Origin of the sequence: Streptomyces sp. AN091965 (genome assembly GCF_022698285.1) — a bacterium.
Taxonomy (GTDB): Bacteria; Actinomycetota; Actinomycetes; order Streptomycetales; family Streptomycetaceae; genus Streptomyces.
Map to the genome: position 1 here is coordinate 3267227 of NZ_JALDMY010000001.1, position 17071 is coordinate 3284297.

At 74.6% G+C, this 17071-nt stretch carries 15 protein-coding genes; 6 read left to right on the plus strand and 9 right to left on the minus strand.

Annotated features, from left to right (window positions below; all coding sequences use genetic code 11):
- Nucleotides 1–83: 83 nt before the first annotated feature.
- The 4 genes from MQV74_RS13745 to MQV74_RS13760 all read right to left on the minus strand — a co-directional run bounded on the left by MQV74_RS13745 (nucleotide 84) and on the right by MQV74_RS13760 (nucleotide 4308).
- Nucleotides 84–1448, minus strand: coding sequence for a bifunctional RNase H/acid phosphatase (locus MQV74_RS13745; protein ID WP_242717439.1), 1365 nt, complete (start codon nucleotides 1446–1448; stop codon nucleotides 84–86).
- Between the two features lie 9 nt (nucleotides 1449–1457).
- Entirely contained in the window at nucleotides 1458–2201 is a 744-nt protein-coding gene (locus MQV74_RS41155) for a zinc ribbon domain-containing protein (RefSeq protein WP_308402381.1), read from the minus strand.
- Nucleotides 2198–3076 carry a Nif3-like dinuclear metal center hexameric protein gene (locus MQV74_RS13755; protein ID WP_242717449.1) on the minus strand — a complete coding sequence of 293 codons (879 nt, stop codon included), beginning with the start codon at nucleotides 3074–3076 and terminating at the stop codon, nucleotides 2198–2200. Before MQV74_RS13755 ends, MQV74_RS41155 begins: the two co-directional genes overlap by 4 nt.
- A 191-nt stretch (nucleotides 3077–3267) precedes the next feature.
- Nucleotides 3268–4308 (minus strand): ABC transporter substrate-binding protein, encoded by a 1041-nt coding sequence (locus MQV74_RS13760; protein ID WP_242717451.1) that lies wholly within the window; start codon nucleotides 4306–4308, stop codon nucleotides 3268–3270.
- Between the two features lie 216 nt (nucleotides 4309–4524).
- On the opposite strand from MQV74_RS13760, the gene MQV74_RS13765 reads away from it, so the two are divergent.
- Together MQV74_RS13765 and MQV74_RS13770 are read left to right on the plus strand one after the other, a co-directional pair.
- On the plus strand, nucleotides 4525–5832 hold the full coding sequence (locus MQV74_RS13765) for a hypothetical protein (protein ID WP_242717453.1): 1308 nt from the start codon (nucleotides 4525–4527) through the stop codon (nucleotides 5830–5832).
- A gap of 44 nt (nucleotides 5833–5876) precedes the next feature.
- Nucleotides 5877–6044, plus strand: coding sequence for a hypothetical protein (locus MQV74_RS13770; RefSeq protein WP_242717455.1), 168 nt, complete (start codon nucleotides 5877–5879; stop codon nucleotides 6042–6044).
- Nucleotides 6045–6109: 65 nt separating this feature from the next.
- On the opposite strand, the gene MQV74_RS13775 is transcribed toward MQV74_RS13770, so the two are convergent.
- The 3 genes from MQV74_RS13775 to MQV74_RS13785 form a co-directional block, all read right to left on the minus strand.
- Nucleotides 6110–7051 carry a 3-oxoacyl-ACP reductase gene (locus MQV74_RS13775; protein WP_242717457.1) on the minus strand — a complete coding sequence of 314 codons (942 nt, stop codon included), beginning with the start codon at nucleotides 7049–7051 and terminating at the stop codon, nucleotides 6110–6112.
- A gap of 10 nt (nucleotides 7052–7061) precedes the next feature.
- Nucleotides 7062–8138, minus strand: a complete 1077-nt coding sequence (locus tag MQV74_RS13780) for a Zn-dependent alcohol dehydrogenase (protein ID WP_242717459.1) — start codon at nucleotides 8136–8138, stop codon at nucleotides 7062–7064.
- A gap of 63 nt (nucleotides 8139–8201) precedes the next feature.
- Complete coding sequence (locus MQV74_RS13785) at nucleotides 8202–9074, minus strand: MaoC/PaaZ C-terminal domain-containing protein (RefSeq protein ID WP_242717461.1); 873 nt, start codon at nucleotides 9072–9074, stop codon at nucleotides 8202–8204.
- Nucleotides 9075–9383: 309 nt separating this feature from the next.
- On the opposite strand from MQV74_RS13785, the gene MQV74_RS13790 reads away from it, so the two are divergent.
- From MQV74_RS13790 to MQV74_RS13800, 3 genes are all read left to right on the plus strand, one after another.
- A complete protein-coding gene (locus MQV74_RS13790; RefSeq protein ID WP_242717463.1) occupies nucleotides 9384–10643 on the plus strand; it encodes a sensor histidine kinase in 1260 nt (419 codons plus the stop codon).
- Between the two features lie 175 nt (nucleotides 10644–10818).
- Nucleotides 10819–11334 carry a lytic polysaccharide monooxygenase auxiliary activity family 9 protein gene (locus tag MQV74_RS13795; RefSeq protein ID WP_242717465.1) on the plus strand — a complete coding sequence of 172 codons (516 nt, stop codon included), beginning with the start codon at nucleotides 10819–10821 and terminating at the stop codon, nucleotides 11332–11334.
- Nucleotides 11335–11461: 127 nt separating this feature from the next.
- Nucleotides 11462–12103: a response regulator transcription factor gene (locus MQV74_RS13800; RefSeq protein WP_242717467.1), complete on the plus strand. Its 642-nt coding sequence runs from the start codon at nucleotides 11462–11464 to the stop codon at nucleotides 12101–12103.
- A gap of 9 nt (nucleotides 12104–12112) precedes the next feature.
- Here MQV74_RS13800 and MQV74_RS13805 read toward each other — a convergent pair whose 3' ends face one another.
- On the minus strand, nucleotides 12113–13540 hold the full coding sequence (locus tag MQV74_RS13805) for a DHA2 family efflux MFS transporter permease subunit (RefSeq protein WP_242717469.1): 1428 nt from the start codon (nucleotides 13538–13540) through the stop codon (nucleotides 12113–12115).
- A gap of 144 nt (nucleotides 13541–13684) precedes the next feature.
- Nucleotides 13685–14887: a lipid-transfer protein gene (locus MQV74_RS13810; protein ID WP_242717471.1), complete on the minus strand. Its 1203-nt coding sequence runs from the start codon at nucleotides 14885–14887 to the stop codon at nucleotides 13685–13687.
- A gap of 421 nt (nucleotides 14888–15308) precedes the next feature.
- On the opposite strand from MQV74_RS13810, the gene MQV74_RS13815 reads away from it, so the two are divergent.
- Nucleotides 15309–17063 carry an MFS transporter gene (locus MQV74_RS13815; RefSeq protein WP_242717473.1) on the plus strand — a complete coding sequence of 585 codons (1755 nt, stop codon included), beginning with the start codon at nucleotides 15309–15311 and terminating at the stop codon, nucleotides 17061–17063.
- Nucleotides 17064–17071 lie beyond the last annotated feature (8 nt).

Genomic DNA, 17071 nt, shown 5'->3' on the forward strand with positions numbered 1-17071 from the left:
GCCGGCCCTTGTCACGACGGGTCGCCCATCGACTGCGGCTCCGTCGTGGCTGGTCGCGCAGTTCCCCGCGCCCCTTCGGGGCGCTAGCGCAGGTGCCCCGTGTCGTTCAGGAGTCGCACGCTGGCGTTGCCGTCCGCGTAGTACGCCACGGCCGACAGCGAGGCCGCCGACAGCTCCATGCGGAACAGCGACTCGGGCGGCGCGCCGAGCGCGAGCCGGACGAGCGTCTTGATGGGCGTGACGTGCGTGACGAGCAGCACGGTGCGGCCCGCGTACGCGGCCTGGAGCCGGTCGCGGGCCGCCGAGACCCGGCTCGTGACCTCGGCGAAGGACTCGCCGCCCGGCGGCGCGACGTTCGGTGAGGCGAGCCACGCCGTCAGCTCGTCGGGGTAGCGCTCGCGCGCCTCGGCGAAGGTGAGGCCCTCCCAGGCGCCGAAGTCCGTCTCGCGCAGCCCCGGTTCCAGCTCGACGTCGAGGCCGAGCCGGGCGGCGACCGTGCGGGCGGTCTCCTGGCAGCGCAGCAGCGGCGAGGAGACGACGGCCTGCACGGTGCCGCGCGCGGCGAGCGCGGCGGCGACCCGGACGGCCTGCTCCCGGCCCGCGTCGGACAGCGAGGGGTCGCTCCCGCCGCTGCCGGAGAAGCGCTTCTCGGGCGTCAGCGGGGTCTCGCCGTGCCGCAGCAGCACGAAGGTCGCGGGGGCGCCGAGGTCGGCGGGCGCGGCCCAGCCGACGGGCGGGTTCGCGGTGTCCGCACCGGCGCCGGAGGTGGCGGTACCGGAAGTGGCGGTGCCGGAAGTAGCGGTGCCGGAAGTGGCGGAGTCGCCCGCCGCCACGGAGTGCGCCGCGCGCACGTCGGCGGCCACGGCGTCCGCAACCGCGACCGCCCCGGCGGCGGCCTTGCCCGTCGCCCCGGCGAGGGCCGCCCGGGCCTTCGCCGCGCCCGCGGCCGCGTCGCCGGGCGGGCCCGCGGGCTCCGCGGCGGCGCGGGACGCGGCGCGCAGGTCCGCGGTGGACGCCGAGGGCGACCACTGCTCGCCGCGCTTGCCCGCGTCCATCGCCTCGTTCGCCAAGCGGTCCGCGTGCTTGTTCTTCTCGCGCGGGATCCACTGGTAGGTGACCTGCGCACGCGGAAGGACCGCGGCCGCCTCGGCGGCCAGGGGCTTCATGTCGGGGTGCTTGATCTTCCAGCGGCCCGACATCTGCTCGACGACCAGCTTGGAGTCCATGCGGACGCGGATCGTCGCCTCGGGGTCCAGGTCGCGTGCCGCTTTCAGGCCCGCGACCAGGCCCTTGTACTCGGCCACGTTGTTCGTGGCGACGCCGACGTACTCGGCGGTCTCGGCCAGCGTCTCGCCGGTGACGGCGTCGATGACGACCGCGCCGTAGCCCGCGGGCCCCGGGTTGCCCCGGGAGCCGCCGTCGGCCTCGACGATGAACTCCTGCGCCACGCCCGCCCCTTACAGGCCGGACTCGGAGGTGCGCACCAGGATGCGGCTGCAGTTCTCGCAGCGCACGACCTTGTCGGGCGCGGCCGCCTTGATCTCGTTCACCTCGGTGATGTCCAGCTCCAGGCGGCAGCCCTCGCAGCGCCGCTGGTGCAGCTTGGCCGCGCCGATGCCGCCCTGCTTCACGCGCAGCCGGTCGTAGAGCGCGAGCAGATCGGCGGGGACGGCCCCGGCCACGACCTCGCGGTCCTTGGTGACCGTGGCGGCCTCGCGGTCGAGCTCGGCCTGCGCGACGTCCCTGCGGCCCGTCGCGTCGTCGAGCTTCGCCTGCACGGAGGAGACCCGCTCGGTCAGCTCGGCGACGCGCTCCTGCGCGGACTCACGGCGCTCCATGACCTCGAGGACGACGTCCTCCAGGTCGCCCTGGCGCTTGGCGAGGGAGGCGATCTCCTTCTGGAGGTTCTCCAGGTCCTTGGGCGAGGTGACCGCGCCGGAGTCCAGGCGCTGCTGGTCGCGGACGGCGCGCTGGCGCACCTGGTCCACGTCCTGCTCGGCCTTGGTCTGCTCGCGGGCGCAGTCGCTCTCCTCGGTCTGCGCGGCCACGAGCAGGTCGCGCAGCTGCGTGAAGTCCTTCGTCAGCGACTCGATCTCGGCGTGCTCGGGCAGCGACTTGCGCTTGTGCGCGAGCTGCGCGAGGCGGACGTCCAGGTCCTGGACGTCGAGGAGACGGATCTGGTCGGCGGGCGCGGCGTTCAGTTGGGGGCTCCAAAGGAATCAGAAGGGGCGCCGGGGGCGCTCCCTGCGGGGGACGACGCCGCGTGGGCGGTCCAGGGGTCGGTGACCGTCTTCGAGACGTGGACGCGAAGGCCCCATCCGTGCCGGTCGGAGATCTGGTCGAGCTGGGCGGCCGCCAGCTCGCACCAGGGCCACTCGGTGGCCCAGTGCGCGGCGTCGAGCAGCGCGAGCGGTGCCTCGGCGCGGGCCTCCGACACCGGGTGGTGGCGCAGGTCGGCGGTGAGGAAGGCGTCGACGCCCGCTGCGCGCACGGCGCCGAAGAGGCCGTCGCCGGAGCCGCCGCTGACCGCGACGGTACGGATGAGCTGCTCCGGGTCGCCCGCGACGCGGACGCCCTGCGCGGTGGCGGGCAGCCGCTTCGCCGCCTGCTCGGCGAACTCGGCGAGGGTCAGTGGGTGTTCCGGCTCACAGATCCGGCCGAGCCCGCGCCGTCCGTGCTCGTCGGCCGGGTCCGGCACCAGGGGGCGCAGGACGCGCAGGCCGAGCGCGCCCGCGAGGGCGTCGGAGACGCCGGGGTCCGCGGTGTCGGCGTTGGTGTGGGCGACGTGCAGCGCGATGTCGTTCTTGATCAGGTCGTGGACGACCCGGCCCTTGAACGTCGAGGCGGCCACCGTCGTCGTACCGCGCAGATAGAGCGGGTGGTGGGTGACGAGCAGGTCGGCGCCGAGCCGGACCGCCTCGTCGGCGATGTCCTGGACGGGGTCGACGGCGAACAGGACCCGGGAGACCTCCTGGTCCGGGTCACCGCAGACCGTGCCGACCGCGTCCCACTGCTCGGCCCGCTCCGCGGGCCACAGGGCGTCGAGCGCGGCGATGACTTCAGACAGACGGGGCACGCACAAAAGGCTACCTGTAGGTCCTGCGCGCCTGAACCGGCGCCGCTCTCGCCGACCTGGCCGATCGCCGCCGATGGCCCCCGCCCCCACGGCACCAGTGATCTTCGCCACAGGCGCCCAGGGGGCCGGGGCCCGGCCGCCCGGGCGCCTGGACGCCCGGGCGCCCGGGCGCCCGGGCGCCGAGTGTCCGGCTACTTGGCCAGGTGGCCCCTGAGGTCGTCCAGGACCGCGTCGGCCGCGGTCACGCCGAGGCCCAGGTACCAGGTCTCGTCCGGGACGTTCTTCGCCCGGCCCTCCTTCACGGCGTCGAGCTTCTTCCACAGCGGGTTGCGCTCGGCGGCGGAGCGGCCGGTCTTCTTCGGGTCGCCGTACACGCCGGTGAAGATCCAGTCGGCGTCCGCCTCGTCGATCTTCTCCGGGCTGATCTCCGTGGCGAGATCGTCGACCTGCTGGTTCTTGGGCCGGGGCAGACCGACGTCTTCGAGGATGGTGCCGATGAACGACGCCTTCGCGTACAGGCGGACGCGGTCCGGCAGGTACCGCAGCATGGTGACGGTCGGCTTCTTCGGGCCGAGCTCGTCGCCGAGCGCCTTCGCCTTCTTCTCGTACGCGCCGAGCTGGGCCCTGGCCTCGGCGGACTTGTCGAGGGCGGCCGCGTTCAGGAGGTAGTTCTCCTTCCAGGTGAAGCCGGGGCGCACGGAGAACACGGTGGGGGCGATCTTGGAGAGCTGCGGGTAGAGCTTGGCGGCGCGCAGCTCGCTGCCGAGGATCAGATCGGGCTTGAGCTTCGCGATCGCCTCCAGGTTGAGGGAGTTGATCGTGCCGATGTCCTGGGGGCTGCCCGCCCGCTTCTTCAGATAGCCGGGGACGCCGTCGTCGCCCTCGGTGGGCGCGTAGCCGACGGGCTTGACGCCGAGGGACACGACGTTGTCGAGCTCGCCGACGTCGAGGACCACGACCCGCTGCGGCCGCTGCTTCAGCTCCGTCCTGCCCAGGGCGTGCGTGAGGGTGCGCGGGAACTGGCCGGGCTTCGCCGTGGTGCCCATCCGCGCGGTCCGCTCGGCGGCCTTGGCGAAGTCCTCGCCGCCCTGGGCCACGGCCTTGCTGCCGCTGCCGTCGCCGCTCTTGCCCGAGCCGTCGCCGGAGCCGCAGGCCGCGAGGGCGAGCGCCCCGGCCACGGCGAGGGCCGCTGCGGCGGTGGCGCGGGCGGGTCGACGGCGTCGTACGGACATGCGGTGCTCCAGGGGGACGTGCGGGGCGCGCGGGGCCGAGGGGCGGACCCGAGTGCAACTTAGGCTTGCCTAACCATATCTGCTCCCTCGCCCAGCACATTCGCCCCCGGCTTCTCAGGCGATTCGGGACATCACCACACGTACGCGTGAAGCGACCGGCCTCGGATGCCACGCCAGAACGTGCGAAAACTAGCGTCGCGAGCGGAGGTGACCCCCATGACAGCGCCTGTGGCCGAGCCCTCACCGCCCACTCCCCCGGCGGCGCCGCCGCCCCCGCCACCGCCCGCCGGACCCGCGCCGCTGCGCGTCCCGGTGCCGGGCGGCGGGACGGTCCTCGTGCCCGGACCCCCTGGCCCCTCGGCGTCCGCCGCCCCGCGACAGGGGCCCGCCCCGGCCGCCGTCCTCACCGCCGACGGCGCCTACGCCGCCCGGCTCACGCACACCGGCGGCTCCTGGTACCCCGAGCGCTGGACGCTCGACTCCCCCGAGCCGTACGCCGTGCCGCTGCCGGGGCACCAGCCCGAGGAGCCCGGCACGGCGGTGCACCCGATGGCCGACGGCCGCGTCCTGGTGCACCGGCGGGCCGCGGGCCGCCACGTCTTCGCGCTCCTGTACCCCACCGGGCCCGGCACCGGCGAGGTGGCGCTCGGCGGCGTGGAGTGCGCGGGCGCGGAGCTGACGCTGCTGCCGCCCGCCCCGGACGGCACGTACGCGTACGCCCTCGCGGCGGGCGAGCGCTCCACGGCGGTCTGGCTGGTCGCGGGCGGCTCGTTCGGGCCCGAGCACCTCGCCGAGGTCCCCGGCCGCTGCACCGGCGGCGTCTGGCTCGACGGCACCAACCGCATGCTCGCGCTCGACCGGGAGCTCGACGGGCTGACCAAGACGGTGGCCGTCGACCTGGAGCGCGGCGGCGAGGTGACGCCGCTGCTCCAGATCGCGGCCGACAGCGACGACCGGCTGCTGCTCGCCGACGCCGCCAGCGGGCTGCTGCTCCTGCGCTCCGACGCGCCGGGCGAACCGCGCCTCGGCTGGGGCGTGTTGGGCAGTACGCATCCGGTGCGCTTCCCCGAGTGCCTGCGCCTTCCCGGGAGCGGGGCGACGCCGTTCGCGATCCAGCCCGGCCAGGTCCTCATCCCGGAGGCCTGCGCGGTCGCCCTGCGCCTCGACACCGCCGGCCCCTCGGCCCGCCCCGCGCTCTGCGCCTGGCGCCCCGCCGACCGCAGGGTCCATCAACTCGCCCCGCCCGACGGCTGGTTGCCCGGCGTCGGCCACTGGACGCCCGAGGGCGTGCTGCGCCTGCCGTACGCCGGTGGGGCGGTGCCGTGCGGGGTCGCCCGGGTCGAGGTGCCCGGAGCCCCGGCCGCCCGCCCCGCCGAGACCGCCGGGGCGCCCCCGAAGACCGCCGCCGCGGGCCCGTGCCCGCGCGGCCCCGACGGGCCCGGGGGGCGGGGCGGCGCCCCCCGGGCCACCCGGCCCGTGCCCCTGCAGCAGGCACCCCTCGGGGGGCGCGCGGCGGGCGGTTAGACTCGCCCGCCGGTACGAACGATCTTTACTACGGGGTGAGTTTCATGACGACCGACACGACGATGGACATGGGGACGGATCCGCGGCAGGCGGCGCTGTACGCCGAGGCCGAGGACGCGGCGGGGCACGGGCGCCACCGGGGGCCCGGGGCCGCGCATGACGAGGAGGCCGCGCCGAGTGGCCGCCACCGCAGGCAGGGCACCGAGGGCTAGCCCTCGCGGGGGCGCCCCAGACCCGCCCCTTCCCGATCCTGGGGGCTCCGCTCCTCCTTCGGGGATCAGGCGTGCTTCAGGGACAGGACCTCCGTCGCGGCGAAGGTCTCGCCCTCCGGGCGGCCCGTGAAGTACGGGGTCAGGGACTCGTCCAGCTCCCCGGAGCTGAAGGCCCCGGCGGTGGCCCGGAACACCGCGGCCACCCTGGGGCGCTCCATCACGGCCACCATGCCCCCGTGCACGACGAGGAGTTGGCCGTTGACGCGCCCGGCCGCGGGCGAGGCGAGATAGCCGACCAGCGGGGCCACGTGTTCGGGCGCCAGCGGGTCGAGCTCGCCCGCTGCGGGCTCGGCGAAGCCCGCGAACACGTCGGACGTCATCCGCGTACGGGCCCGGGGGCAGATGACGTTGGCGGTCACGCCGTACTTGGCGAGGGCGAGCGCCGTGGACGTGGTCAGGCCGACGATCCCGCCCTTGGCGGCGGCGTAGTTGGGCTGTCCGGCGGACCCGGCGAGGAACGCCTCCGACGAGGTGTTCACGATCCGGCCGTAGACCGGGCCGCCCGCCGCCTTGGAGCGCTCGCGCCAGTGGGCGGACGCGAACCGGACGGTGTTGAAGTGGCCCTTGAGGTGCACGCGGACGACCGAGTCCCACTCGTCCTCGGACATCGAGAAGATCATCCGGTCCCGCAGGATGCCCGCGTTGTTGACGAGGACGTCGAGCTTGCCGTAGGTCTCGACGGCCAGGTCCACCAGGGCGCGGGCCTGGGCGTGGTCGGCCACGTCCCCGGAGTGGGCGACGGCCTTGCCGCCCGCCTCGCGGATCTCCGCGGCGACGTCCTCCGCGGGCCCGGCGCACGCCGCGCCGGTGCCGTCGCGGCCCGGCTGCCCGAAGTCGTTGACGACGACGCTCGCCCCGAGCCGGGCGAGTTCGAGCGCCTCGGCCCGGCCGAGCCCGCGGCCCGCCCCGGTGACGACGGCCGACAGGCCCTCAAGCGGCTGCAGCACGGTGACTCCCTCAGATCTCTATGCAGGTCCGCAGGGCCGCGCCCGTGCGCATCTGGTCCAGGGCTTCGTTGATCTCGGCGAGCTGCACCCGGTGTGTGATCATGCCCGCGAGGTCGACGCGTCCGGCGCGCCACAGCGCGATGGCCCGCTCGTACGACCGCAGCACGTCCCCGCCGCCGTACAGGGACGGCAGGATGCGCTTCTCGTCGAAGAACAGCTCGAACATGTTGAACCGGACGTGGTCGTCCATGGCGCCCGCGCCGACCACGCACAGCGTGCCGCCGCGCCGGGTCGCCTCGTACGCGGCACGGGCCGTGGCGGACTTGCCGACGACCTCGAAGACGTAGTCGAAGCCCTCGCCCGCCGTGGCCCGCTGCTTGGCGTCGTCGAGGGCGTCGGGCGCCACCGCCTCGCTCGCGCCGAACCGCAGCGCCGCCTCGCGCCGGGCCGCCACGGGGTCGACGGCCACGATGTGGGCCGCGCCCTTGAGCCGCGCGCCCTGGATCGCCGAGACGCCGACGCCGCCGCAGCCGATGACGGCGACGGACGAACCGGCCGCCACGTCGGCGGTGTTGAGGGCCGCGCCGAGCCCGGTGGTGACGCCGCAGCCGATGAGCGCCGCGATGTCGTACGGCACGTCGTCGGGGACCGGCACCGCGCAGGCCGCGTCGACCACGACCTCCTCGGTGAAGGTGCCGGTGCCCGCGAAGCCGAAGACGTCGCCCTGCGGGCGCTTGAAGTTGGGCGTGCCCGCGTTCATGAACCCGGCGAGGCACAGCTCGGTCTGGCCGCGCCGGCAGGCGGGACACTGCCCGCAGGCCGGCAGCCAGCAGACCACGACCCGGTCGCCCTGCTTGACGTTCGTGACGCCGTCGCCGACGTCGATGACCTCGCCCGCGCCCTCGTGCCCGGGGACGAACGGCGCGGGCTGCGGCAGGACGCCGTTCATCGCGGACACGTCGGAGTGGCACAGGCCCGTGGCCCGGACGCGGATGCGCACCTTCCCCGGGCCGAAGCCCACCGCCTCGACGTCGTCGAGCACGTCGAGCTTGTCCTGGCCTGTCTCGTGCAGTACGGCTGCGCGCATGAGGGTGGGGCTCCTCTCACCTCTGGGGTACGTGGCGTCCGTGGTGCACCGGTGGTCCGTACGTCAGTCGTGCTCCACGACCGTGTCCGCGAGCACCGGCGCCCCGTCCCGCTCCAGGGCCGTGACGGCCGCCTGGACCCGGCCCGCGGACTCCCACATGCCGATGTGCAGGGTCTCGCCGGGGAAGACGACCCCGGCGAAGCGGGTGCGGTAGCCGCGCACCCGTGACACGTCGCCGCCGAGCACGGTGTCCACGACGGCCTTGAGCGTCATCCCGTACGAGCACAGGCCGTGCAGGATCGGCCGGTCGAAACCCCCGAGCGCGGCGAACTCGGGGTCGGCGTGCATCGGGTTCCAGTCGCCGGACAGGCGGTAGAGCAGCGCCTGGTCCTCCCGGACGGGGCGCTCGGCGGTCCGGTCGAAGGGCCGGTCGGGCGCGGCGGGCCGCGCGGAGGGGCCGCGCTCGCCGCCGAAGCCGCCCTCGCCGCGGAGGAAGAGCTGTGCCTCGCTCGCCCACAGCGGCCCGTCGCCGTCGGACGCCTCGGCCCGCAGGACGATCACGGCGGCCTTGCCCTTGTCGTGGACGGCCGCGACCTTGGACGTCAGCGTGGCCGTGCCGCTCACCGGGATGGGGCGGTGCAGCTCGATGGCCTGGCCGCCGTGCAGGACGGCGGACAGGTGCACGTCGATGCCGGGGGCGGAGAGCGCGCTCATGGCCCCCATGCCCGCGCCCGCGACGGTGGCGAAGCTGGGCAGCACGTGCAGCCGGGACTCCAGCGTGTAGCGCAGCTCGTCCGGGTCGGTGGCGGGGTGCTCCTTGTCGGGGTTGGCGGCCGCGCCGATGCCGAGGTGGTAGAGCTGCACGTCCTTGTGGCCCCAGCTGATCTCGGCGCTGCGGGGCTCGGCGGCCAGGGCCTTGGCGGCATCGATGGGCATGGGTGGCGGCTCCTTGGTGGTCGTGAGACCTCGGTGCGACCGTCCGCACCGTCGGCCGCACCGAGGTCGCGACGGGGCCGGAGGAGCCCGTTCTAGAACGCGTTCCAGTCCGGCGCTCTCCTGTATAGCCCAGCGCCCCGGAGTTGGGAAGGCTCCCGACGGCCATACCTGACGTAGCGTCAGGTCTGCTGTCACCGTCGCCACCCATGACATTTGTCCTGGCGAGGACGGTACGCAGGGGTCTACGCACCCCGGCCCCCGTTTCGTACCGTCGACGTCACACGAGGAACGGAATCGGGGGAGTACGAGATGTCCTGGATGCGCGGTGTCACCCGCCGACTGCACGAGGCGCGCGCGGCACGGGCCGCGTGGCGCGCCGAGTGGCCGGAGCAGAAGGCCGCCTGGCGGGAGCGGAAGCGGAACTGCAAGCAGGACAGGGCGGCGCTCGCGGGCCCGCCCAGCGGCTTCGCACTGCTTCCATGGCTGCTCATGGGCCTGGGCGCGTTCTCCCACCTGCTCCAGGGCAGGACCCCGAACCCGTGGATCGCGGCCATCGGCCTGCTGGTCTTCAACTCGCTGTACGTCTCGATCGCGTTCCGGGCCTTCGACAAGGCCAAGCGGGAGGCGCGCGCCACGCTGGCCGCGCTCCTGGCGATGGGGGTGCTGACCGTCGCGCTCGCCGCGGGGTACGGCGGGAACTGGCTGATGTTCTTCCCGCTGTTCGGCCTCGCCGTCGGCGCGGTGGTCCGGGGCCGCCGCCTCGGCCCCATCGGCCTGGCCCTGAGCGGTCTGGCGGGCGCGGTCGCCGGGCTCAGGGAGGGCTGGGACGGCGTCAACATCGCCTACGGCACGTTCCTCTCGACGATGGTGACGGCGGCGATCCTGTCCCTGTCCGAGGCGGTACGGGACCTGCGGGCGGCCCGTGAGGAGCTGGCGCGGCGCGCGGTGGCGGAGGAGCGGCTGCGCTTCTCCCGGGACCTGCACGACCTGCTCGGCCACACCCTGTCGGTGATCGTGGTGAAGTCGGAGGCCGCGCGCCGCCTCGCGCCGCGCGACCTGGACGCGGCGCTCGGCCAGGTCGCGGAGATCGAGTCCGTCGGCAGGCAGGCGCTCACCGAGATCCGCGAGGCCGTCACCGGCTACCGCGAGGCCTCGCTGGCCACGGAGCTCGACCGGGTGCGCGACCTGCTGGACGCCGCGGGCGTGGAGACGGTCGTACGCCAGTCGGGGCCGCCGCTCGACCCGCCGTCCTCGGCGCTGCTCGGCTGGGTGGTGCGCGAGGCGGCCACCAACGTCGTCCGGCACGCCCGGGCGAGCCGGTGCGAGATCGAGGTCACCGGCACCGCCGACCGGACCCGCCTGTTGATCACCGACGACGGCCGCGGCGTGGGCTCGACCCCGCCCGGCAGCGGACTCAAGGGCCTGGCCGAGCGCCTCGCCGCGGCGGGCGGCTCCCTGGAGTCGGGCCCGGCGCCGCGCTCCGGCTTCCGGGTCACGGCCGCGCTGCCGGCCGGCGGCGGGGAGCAGGCCGAGCCGGGGGCGGAGCGGGCGGAGGCCGCCCGGGCGTGACCGGGGGCGCCCGCCCGTGACGCCGGGGCACGGACCTGCGGCCAGGGCGCCCGGTGTGCCAGAACCTGCCGCAACCCTTGACGGAGTTCAGTCAATCCGTAAGGTCTAGGCCAATGGACCGGCCCAGGCGCCGGGCCGGTTCCCCCCTCATCCCCCACCGCGGAGGGAGCACACGATGCACACCAAACGGAAGCTGGCCGCGGGCCTGGGCGCGGTGTGCGCGCCCGTCCTCGTCCTCGCCTCGGTCACTCCGGCGAGCGCCCACGGCTACATCAACTCGCCGCCGAGCCGCCAGGCCCAGTGCGCGGCGAACACCGTCCCGTGCGGCGAGATCAAGTGGGAGCCGCAGAGCGTCGAGGGCCCCAAGGGCCTCACCAGCTGCAGCGGCGGCAACGCGCGGTTCCGCGACCTGGACGACGACAGCAAGGGCTGGAAGGTCTCCGACGTCTCCTCCTCGCAAGCGTTCACCTGGCGTCTGACGGCACCCCACCGCACCAGCACCTGGCAGTACTTCGTCGACGGCCGCAAGATCAAGGAGATCAACGACGGCGGCCGCCAGCCGCCCACGACCGTCACGCACACCGTCGACTTCGGCGGCATCACGGGCCGGCACAAGATGCTCGCGGTCTGGAACATCTACGACACCGCCAACGCGTTCTACGCCTGCGTCGACATCAACATCAGGGGCTGACGCTCCGGGGCTCGCCCGAACCCCCGGACGGGGGCAGGCCGGCCGGACCCGAAAGCCCCCGGGGGTCCGGCCGGCCGGTCACCACGCGCGCTGCCCCGACCTGGCGTTCCGGCCTTAGCCTGACGCCATGGACGAGATGCCCGAAGACCGCCGCCCCGCGAAATGCATCCGGGTCCTCCTCGCCGAGGACCAGGGCATGATGCGCGGGGCGCTCGCGCTGCTGCTCGGCATGGAGCCGGACATCGAGGTCGTCGCCCAGGTCGGGGCGGGCGACGAGATCGTGCGGACCGCGCTCACGGTACGGCCCGACGTGGCACTGCTCGACATCGAGCTGCCCGGGTGCAGCGGCCTGGACGCGGCGGCGGAGCTGCGGGAGGAGTGCCCGGACTGCCGGGTGCTGATCCTCACCACGTTCGGGCGGCCCGGCTATCTGCGGCGGGCGATGGAGGCGGGCGCGGCGGGCTTCCTGGTCAAGGACGGGCCGGTGGAGGACCTCGCGGAGGCGATCCGCCAGGTGCTGCGCGGCGAGACCGTCATCGACCCGGCCCTGGCCGCGGCCGCGCTGAGCGCGGGGCCGAGCCCGCTCACGCCGCGCGAGGCGGACGCGCTGCGGGCCTCGGTGGACGGGGCGACGATCGCCGACATCGCGGCAGCGCTGCACCTGTCGGAGTCGACCGTACGGAACTACCTGTCGGCCGCCATCGGCAAGACGGGCACGCGCAACCGCATGGAGGCCGTGCGGGAGGCCCGCCACCAGGGGTGGCTGTAGCCCCGCCGGTCAGTCGCGGGCGGCGCGCGGCATCCAGACGAGGACGACGAGCGCGGCCAGGGCGAGGAACACCGCGCCCCACAGGAACGCGAGGGCGTAGCCGTCCGCGACCGCCGCGGGACCGGGCCGCCCGGCCGTGCGGGCCGTGGCGACCGTGGAGAGGATCGCGAGCCCCAGCGAACCGCCCATGGTGCGCGAGGTGTTGATGAGGCCCGCGACGAGCCCCGCGTCCCCGGGCTCGGCCCCGCTGGTGGCCAGGGACGCCAGGGGGGTGCCCGCGAGCCCGGCGCCCAGCATCATGAGGATGCCGGGCAGCATGATCGAGGTGACGTACGCGCCGTGCGCGCCGTCCCCGGCGAGCATCCGCCACTGCCAGGCGAATCCGGCGGCGGCGGTCAGGACGCCGATGACGGTGACCGTCCGCGCCCCCATGACCCGCATCAGCCGGGGCGCGACCTTGGAGCCCACGACGACGCTGACGGAGCTGGGGATGAGCGCGAGCCCGGCCTCCAGGGGCGTGTAGCCGAGGACGTTCTGCGCGTAGAGGGTCATGAAGAACCACATCGCGAACAGGCCCATGCCGCAGACGAACATGGTCGCGTTGGCCGCCGATACGGACCGCACCCGGAACAGCTTCAGGGGCATGAGCGGTGCCTTGGAGCGGGCCTCGACGCCGAGGAACGCGCCGATCAGGGCGAGCCCGGCCACGAGCGGCACCAGGGTCGCGGCGGCGGTCCAGCCCTCCACCTCGGTCTGCACGATGCCGTAGGCGAGCGTGGCGATGCCCGCGGTGACCAGGACGGCCCCGGGCACGTCGAGCCGCCGGGCGCCGCTCGCCCGGCTCTCGCTGATCCAGCGCAGTGCGGCGGCGAACACGAGGACGCCGACGGGCACGTTGACGAGCAGCACCCACCGCCAGGAGAGCCCGTCGGTGAGGACGCCGCCGACGAGTCCGCCCGCGGCGCCGCCCCCGGCCCCGACGGCCGACCAGGTGGCGATGGCCCGCACCCGCGCGGCCCCCTCCGGCACGGCGGAGGTGAGGATGGTCAGGGTGGAGGGCGCGAGGACGGCGGCGCCCAGGCCCTGCACCGCCCGCGCGGCGAGCAGCTGCCACCCCTCCTGCGCGAGTCCCCCGCCGAGCGAGGCGAGCGTGAACAGGCCGAGCCCCACCAGGAACATCCGCTTGCGCCCGAACAGATCGCCCGCGCGCCCGCCGAGCAGCATGAACCCGGCGAAGGCGATGGAGTAGGCGTTGACGACCCACTGCAGGCCCGTGGCGCTGAGGCCCAGGTCGGCGCGCATGGACGGCAGGGCCACGTTGACGACGGACACGTCGAGGACGACGAGGAACTGCCCGGCGCAGGCGGCGGCCACGACGAGCCACAGGGGGGCGGCGGCGCGCCGGGATATCGGGGTGTCGACGGGGGTCTCCAGCATGGGCTCCATGCTGACAGCCGACGCGTGCCCCGTACATCGGAAATTGGCGGGGGAGGCCGTGGGGCGCGGGACCTAGGCCGGAAGTCCCGGTCCTTCACCGTTCCGCCCCGGAAGTCCCGGTCACGCCCCGCCCCACTCCGGAAGTCACGCCCCGTCCCGCTCCGGCTTCCGCAGCAGCGTCACCACCGCCGCGCCGCCGAGCCCGATGTTGTGCGCGAGCCCGACCCGCGCCCCCGGCACCTGCCGCTCCCCCGCCTCGCCCCGCAACTGCCAGGTCAGCTCGGCGACTTGGGCGACACCCGTCGCGCCCAGGGGGTGCCCCTTGGAGATCAGCCCGCCGGAGGGGTTCACCACCCAGCGCCCGCCGTACGTGGTCGCGCCGGACTCGACGAGCTTGCCGGACTCGCCCTCCGCGCACAGGCCGATCGCCTCGTACGTGAGGAGTTCGTTGACGGAGAAGCAGTCGTGGAGCTCGATGACGTCGAGGTCGTCGGCGGTCAGGCCCGCGCGGGCGTAGACCCGGTCCGCCGCCGCGCGCGTCAGCGGGCGGCCCACGACGTCGAGGCAGGAGCCGGAGGCGAAGGACTCCTCGGTGTCCGTCGCCATGGCCTGGGCGACGATCTCGACGGCCCGGTCCGCGAGCCCGTGCCGCTCCACGAAACGCTCGGACGCCACGAGCGCCGCGGCCGCGCCGTCGGAGGTGGGCGAGCACTGGAGCTTGGTGAGCGGGGCGTGGACGGCCCGGGCGGCGAGGACTTCGTCCACGGTGTACGCGTCCCTGAACTGGGCGAGGGGATTGCGCACCGAATGCCGGTGGTTCTTGGCGGCCACCGCCGCGAGCTGCGCGGGGGTCGTGCCGTACCGCTCCATGTGCTCGCGGGCCGCGTTGCCGAAGATCTGGGCGGTCGGCGGGGTGGCCGCGAAGCCGTGCCGGGCGGCCATGACGCCGTAGTGGCGGGCCACGGGGGACGCGGCGAAGTCGCCGTCGCCGCTCCCGCCGAGGGAGCCGCGCTTCATCCGCTCGAAGCCGAGGGCCAGGACGCAGTCGCCCGCGCCGCCCTCGACGAGCTGGCGGGCGAGCATCAGGGCGGTCGAGCCGGTCGCGCAGTTGTTGTTGACGTTGTAGACGGGCAGCCCGGTCAGGCCGAGCCCGTACACCGCGCGCTGGCCCGCCGTCGAGGCCTGGAAGCAGTAGCCGACGACCGCCTGCTCCACCACCGCGTACGGAAGCCCGGCGTCCGCCAGGGCCGCGGTGCCCGCCTCCTCCGCCATGTCCCAGTACTGCCAGTCCCTGGTCTCGGGCTTCTCGAACTTCGTCATGCCGACGCCGACGACGTACGCCTTCATCCGTGCCTCCCTGGCAGTGCCCGGCGGGACGGCGGAAGAATAGAACACGTTCCAATCTGATGGAAGGTCAGGCGCGAGGCGCGAGGCGCGCGAGGGGGTAGGGCGGCGAGCGGCGGGCAGAGTGAGGGGCGGGCGGCGAGCGGGGCGGGCGACCGGCGCGCGTACAGACGCGGTCAATGGAAGGTCAAGAGTTCCCCTGGTTCGACATACGTCGGAATAGTCGCCCCGGGAAACAAGTTCATCGTGCATGTAATCGCGGGTGTCCCGCACGCTCCACCTGCCACACGCGTGACGCCCTGTCCCTCACACCCGCACCCACGACACCCGCACCCACGCCGCACGCGCGACGCGCTCCACGCCCCACCCGGCCGTCGCACCGCCCCACCGCCCCGTCACCCTTCGTCCCGGAGGCCTCAGCCCTATGTCCCACGCGACGGCCCACTCCCGCGCCGGCCGCGCACCCCGCGGCGTCGTGCCCGTCCTCGCCTTCGCCGGCATCACCGTCGCCGTCATGCAGACGCTGCTCGTCCCCGTCATCAAGGACCTGCCGGCCCTGCTGCGCACGACGCCGTCCAACGCCACCTGGGTCATGACGTCGACGCTCCTCGCGGGCGCCGTCGCCACCCCGATCATGGGCAGACTCGGCGACCTCTTCGGCAAGCGCCGGATGCTGCTCACCAGCCTCGCGGTCATGGTCGTCGGCTCGTTGGTGTGCGCCCTCACCGACGACCTCGTCGTCATGATCGCCGGGCGGGCGCTGCAAGGCTTCGCGATGGGCGCCATCCCGCTCGGCATCGGCCTGATGCGCGACGAACTGCCCCGCGAGAAGCTCGGCTCGGCGATGGCCCTGATGAGCTCGTCCATAGGCGTCGGCGGCGGCCTCGCCATGCCCGCCGCCGCCCTCGTGGCACAGCACGCCGACTGGCACGCCCTGTTCTTCGGGGCCGCGGGCCTCGGCGCGCTCGCCATGCTGCTCATCGTCCTGCTGGTGCCGGAGAGCCCGCTGCGGGCCCCGGGCACCTTCGACGTCCTCGGCGCGCTCGGCCTCTCGGCGGGCCTGGTCCTCTTCCTCCTGCCCATCACCAAGGGCAGCGACTGGGGCTGGACCTCGGGCCTGACCCTCGGCCTGTTCGCGGCCTCGGCGGTGGTGCTCGTCCTGTGGGGCGTGATGGAGCTGCGCGTCGAGGCGCCGCTGGTCGACCTGCGCACCACGGCCCGGCGCGAGGTGCTGCTCACCAACCTCGCCTCGATCATGGTCGGCGTCGCCTTCTACGCCATCTCGCTCGTGCTCCCCCAGCTCCTCCAGCTGCCCGCCGCCACGGGCTACGGCCTCGGCCAGTCGATGGTCGTCGCGGGCCTGTGCGTGGCGCCGCTCGGCCTGACGATGATGTTCACGGCGCCCCTCTACGCCCGCCTCTCGGCCGCGTACGGGCCGAAGGTCACGCTGATCCTCGGCATGCTCGTCATCGCCATCGGCTACGGCTCGGGCCTCGGCCTGATGAGCGCCGCCTGGCAGACCATCGTCATCTCGGTCGTGGTCGGCGCGGGCATCGGCCTCGCCTACTCCTCGCTGCCCGCGCTCATCATCGGCGCCGTCGACCCGTCCGAGACGGGCGCGGCCAACGGCCTCAACACCCTGATGCGGTCCATCGGCACCTCCGTGTCCAGCGCCGTCATCGGCATGGTGCTCGCCAACACCGCCCACACCGTGGGCCCCGTGGAGGTGCCCACCATGGAGGGCTTCCGCGCCTCCTTCCTCATCGCCACCGGGGCCGTCGCGATCGGCCTCGTGTTCGCGCTGTTCCTGCCGGGCAGGGAGCGGGCCGCGGCCGGGCAGCACCCGCAGCTGCGGGCCAGCAGCGAGGAGGACGCCGCGCTCGCCCGGGCCGCCGAGGCGCTCACCGGCGGGTTCCGGGGGCGGGTCCTCTCCCCGGCCGGGGCGCCCGTCGCCCGCGCGCAGGTCACGCTGATCGACCCGCACGGCCGCCGAGCGGGCGCCGCCCTCACCGACGGCGAGGGCCGCTACGCCCTCGCGGTCCCTGCCGACGGCGCGTACGTGCTCTCGGCCACCGCCGCCGGGCACGCGCCGGGCGCCGTCTCGGCCGCGTACCGGGGCGAGGGGCGGCCCGTCGAGGTCGACCTGGCCCTGCCCGGCGACAGCGAGGTCCTCGCCTGAGCCGTCCG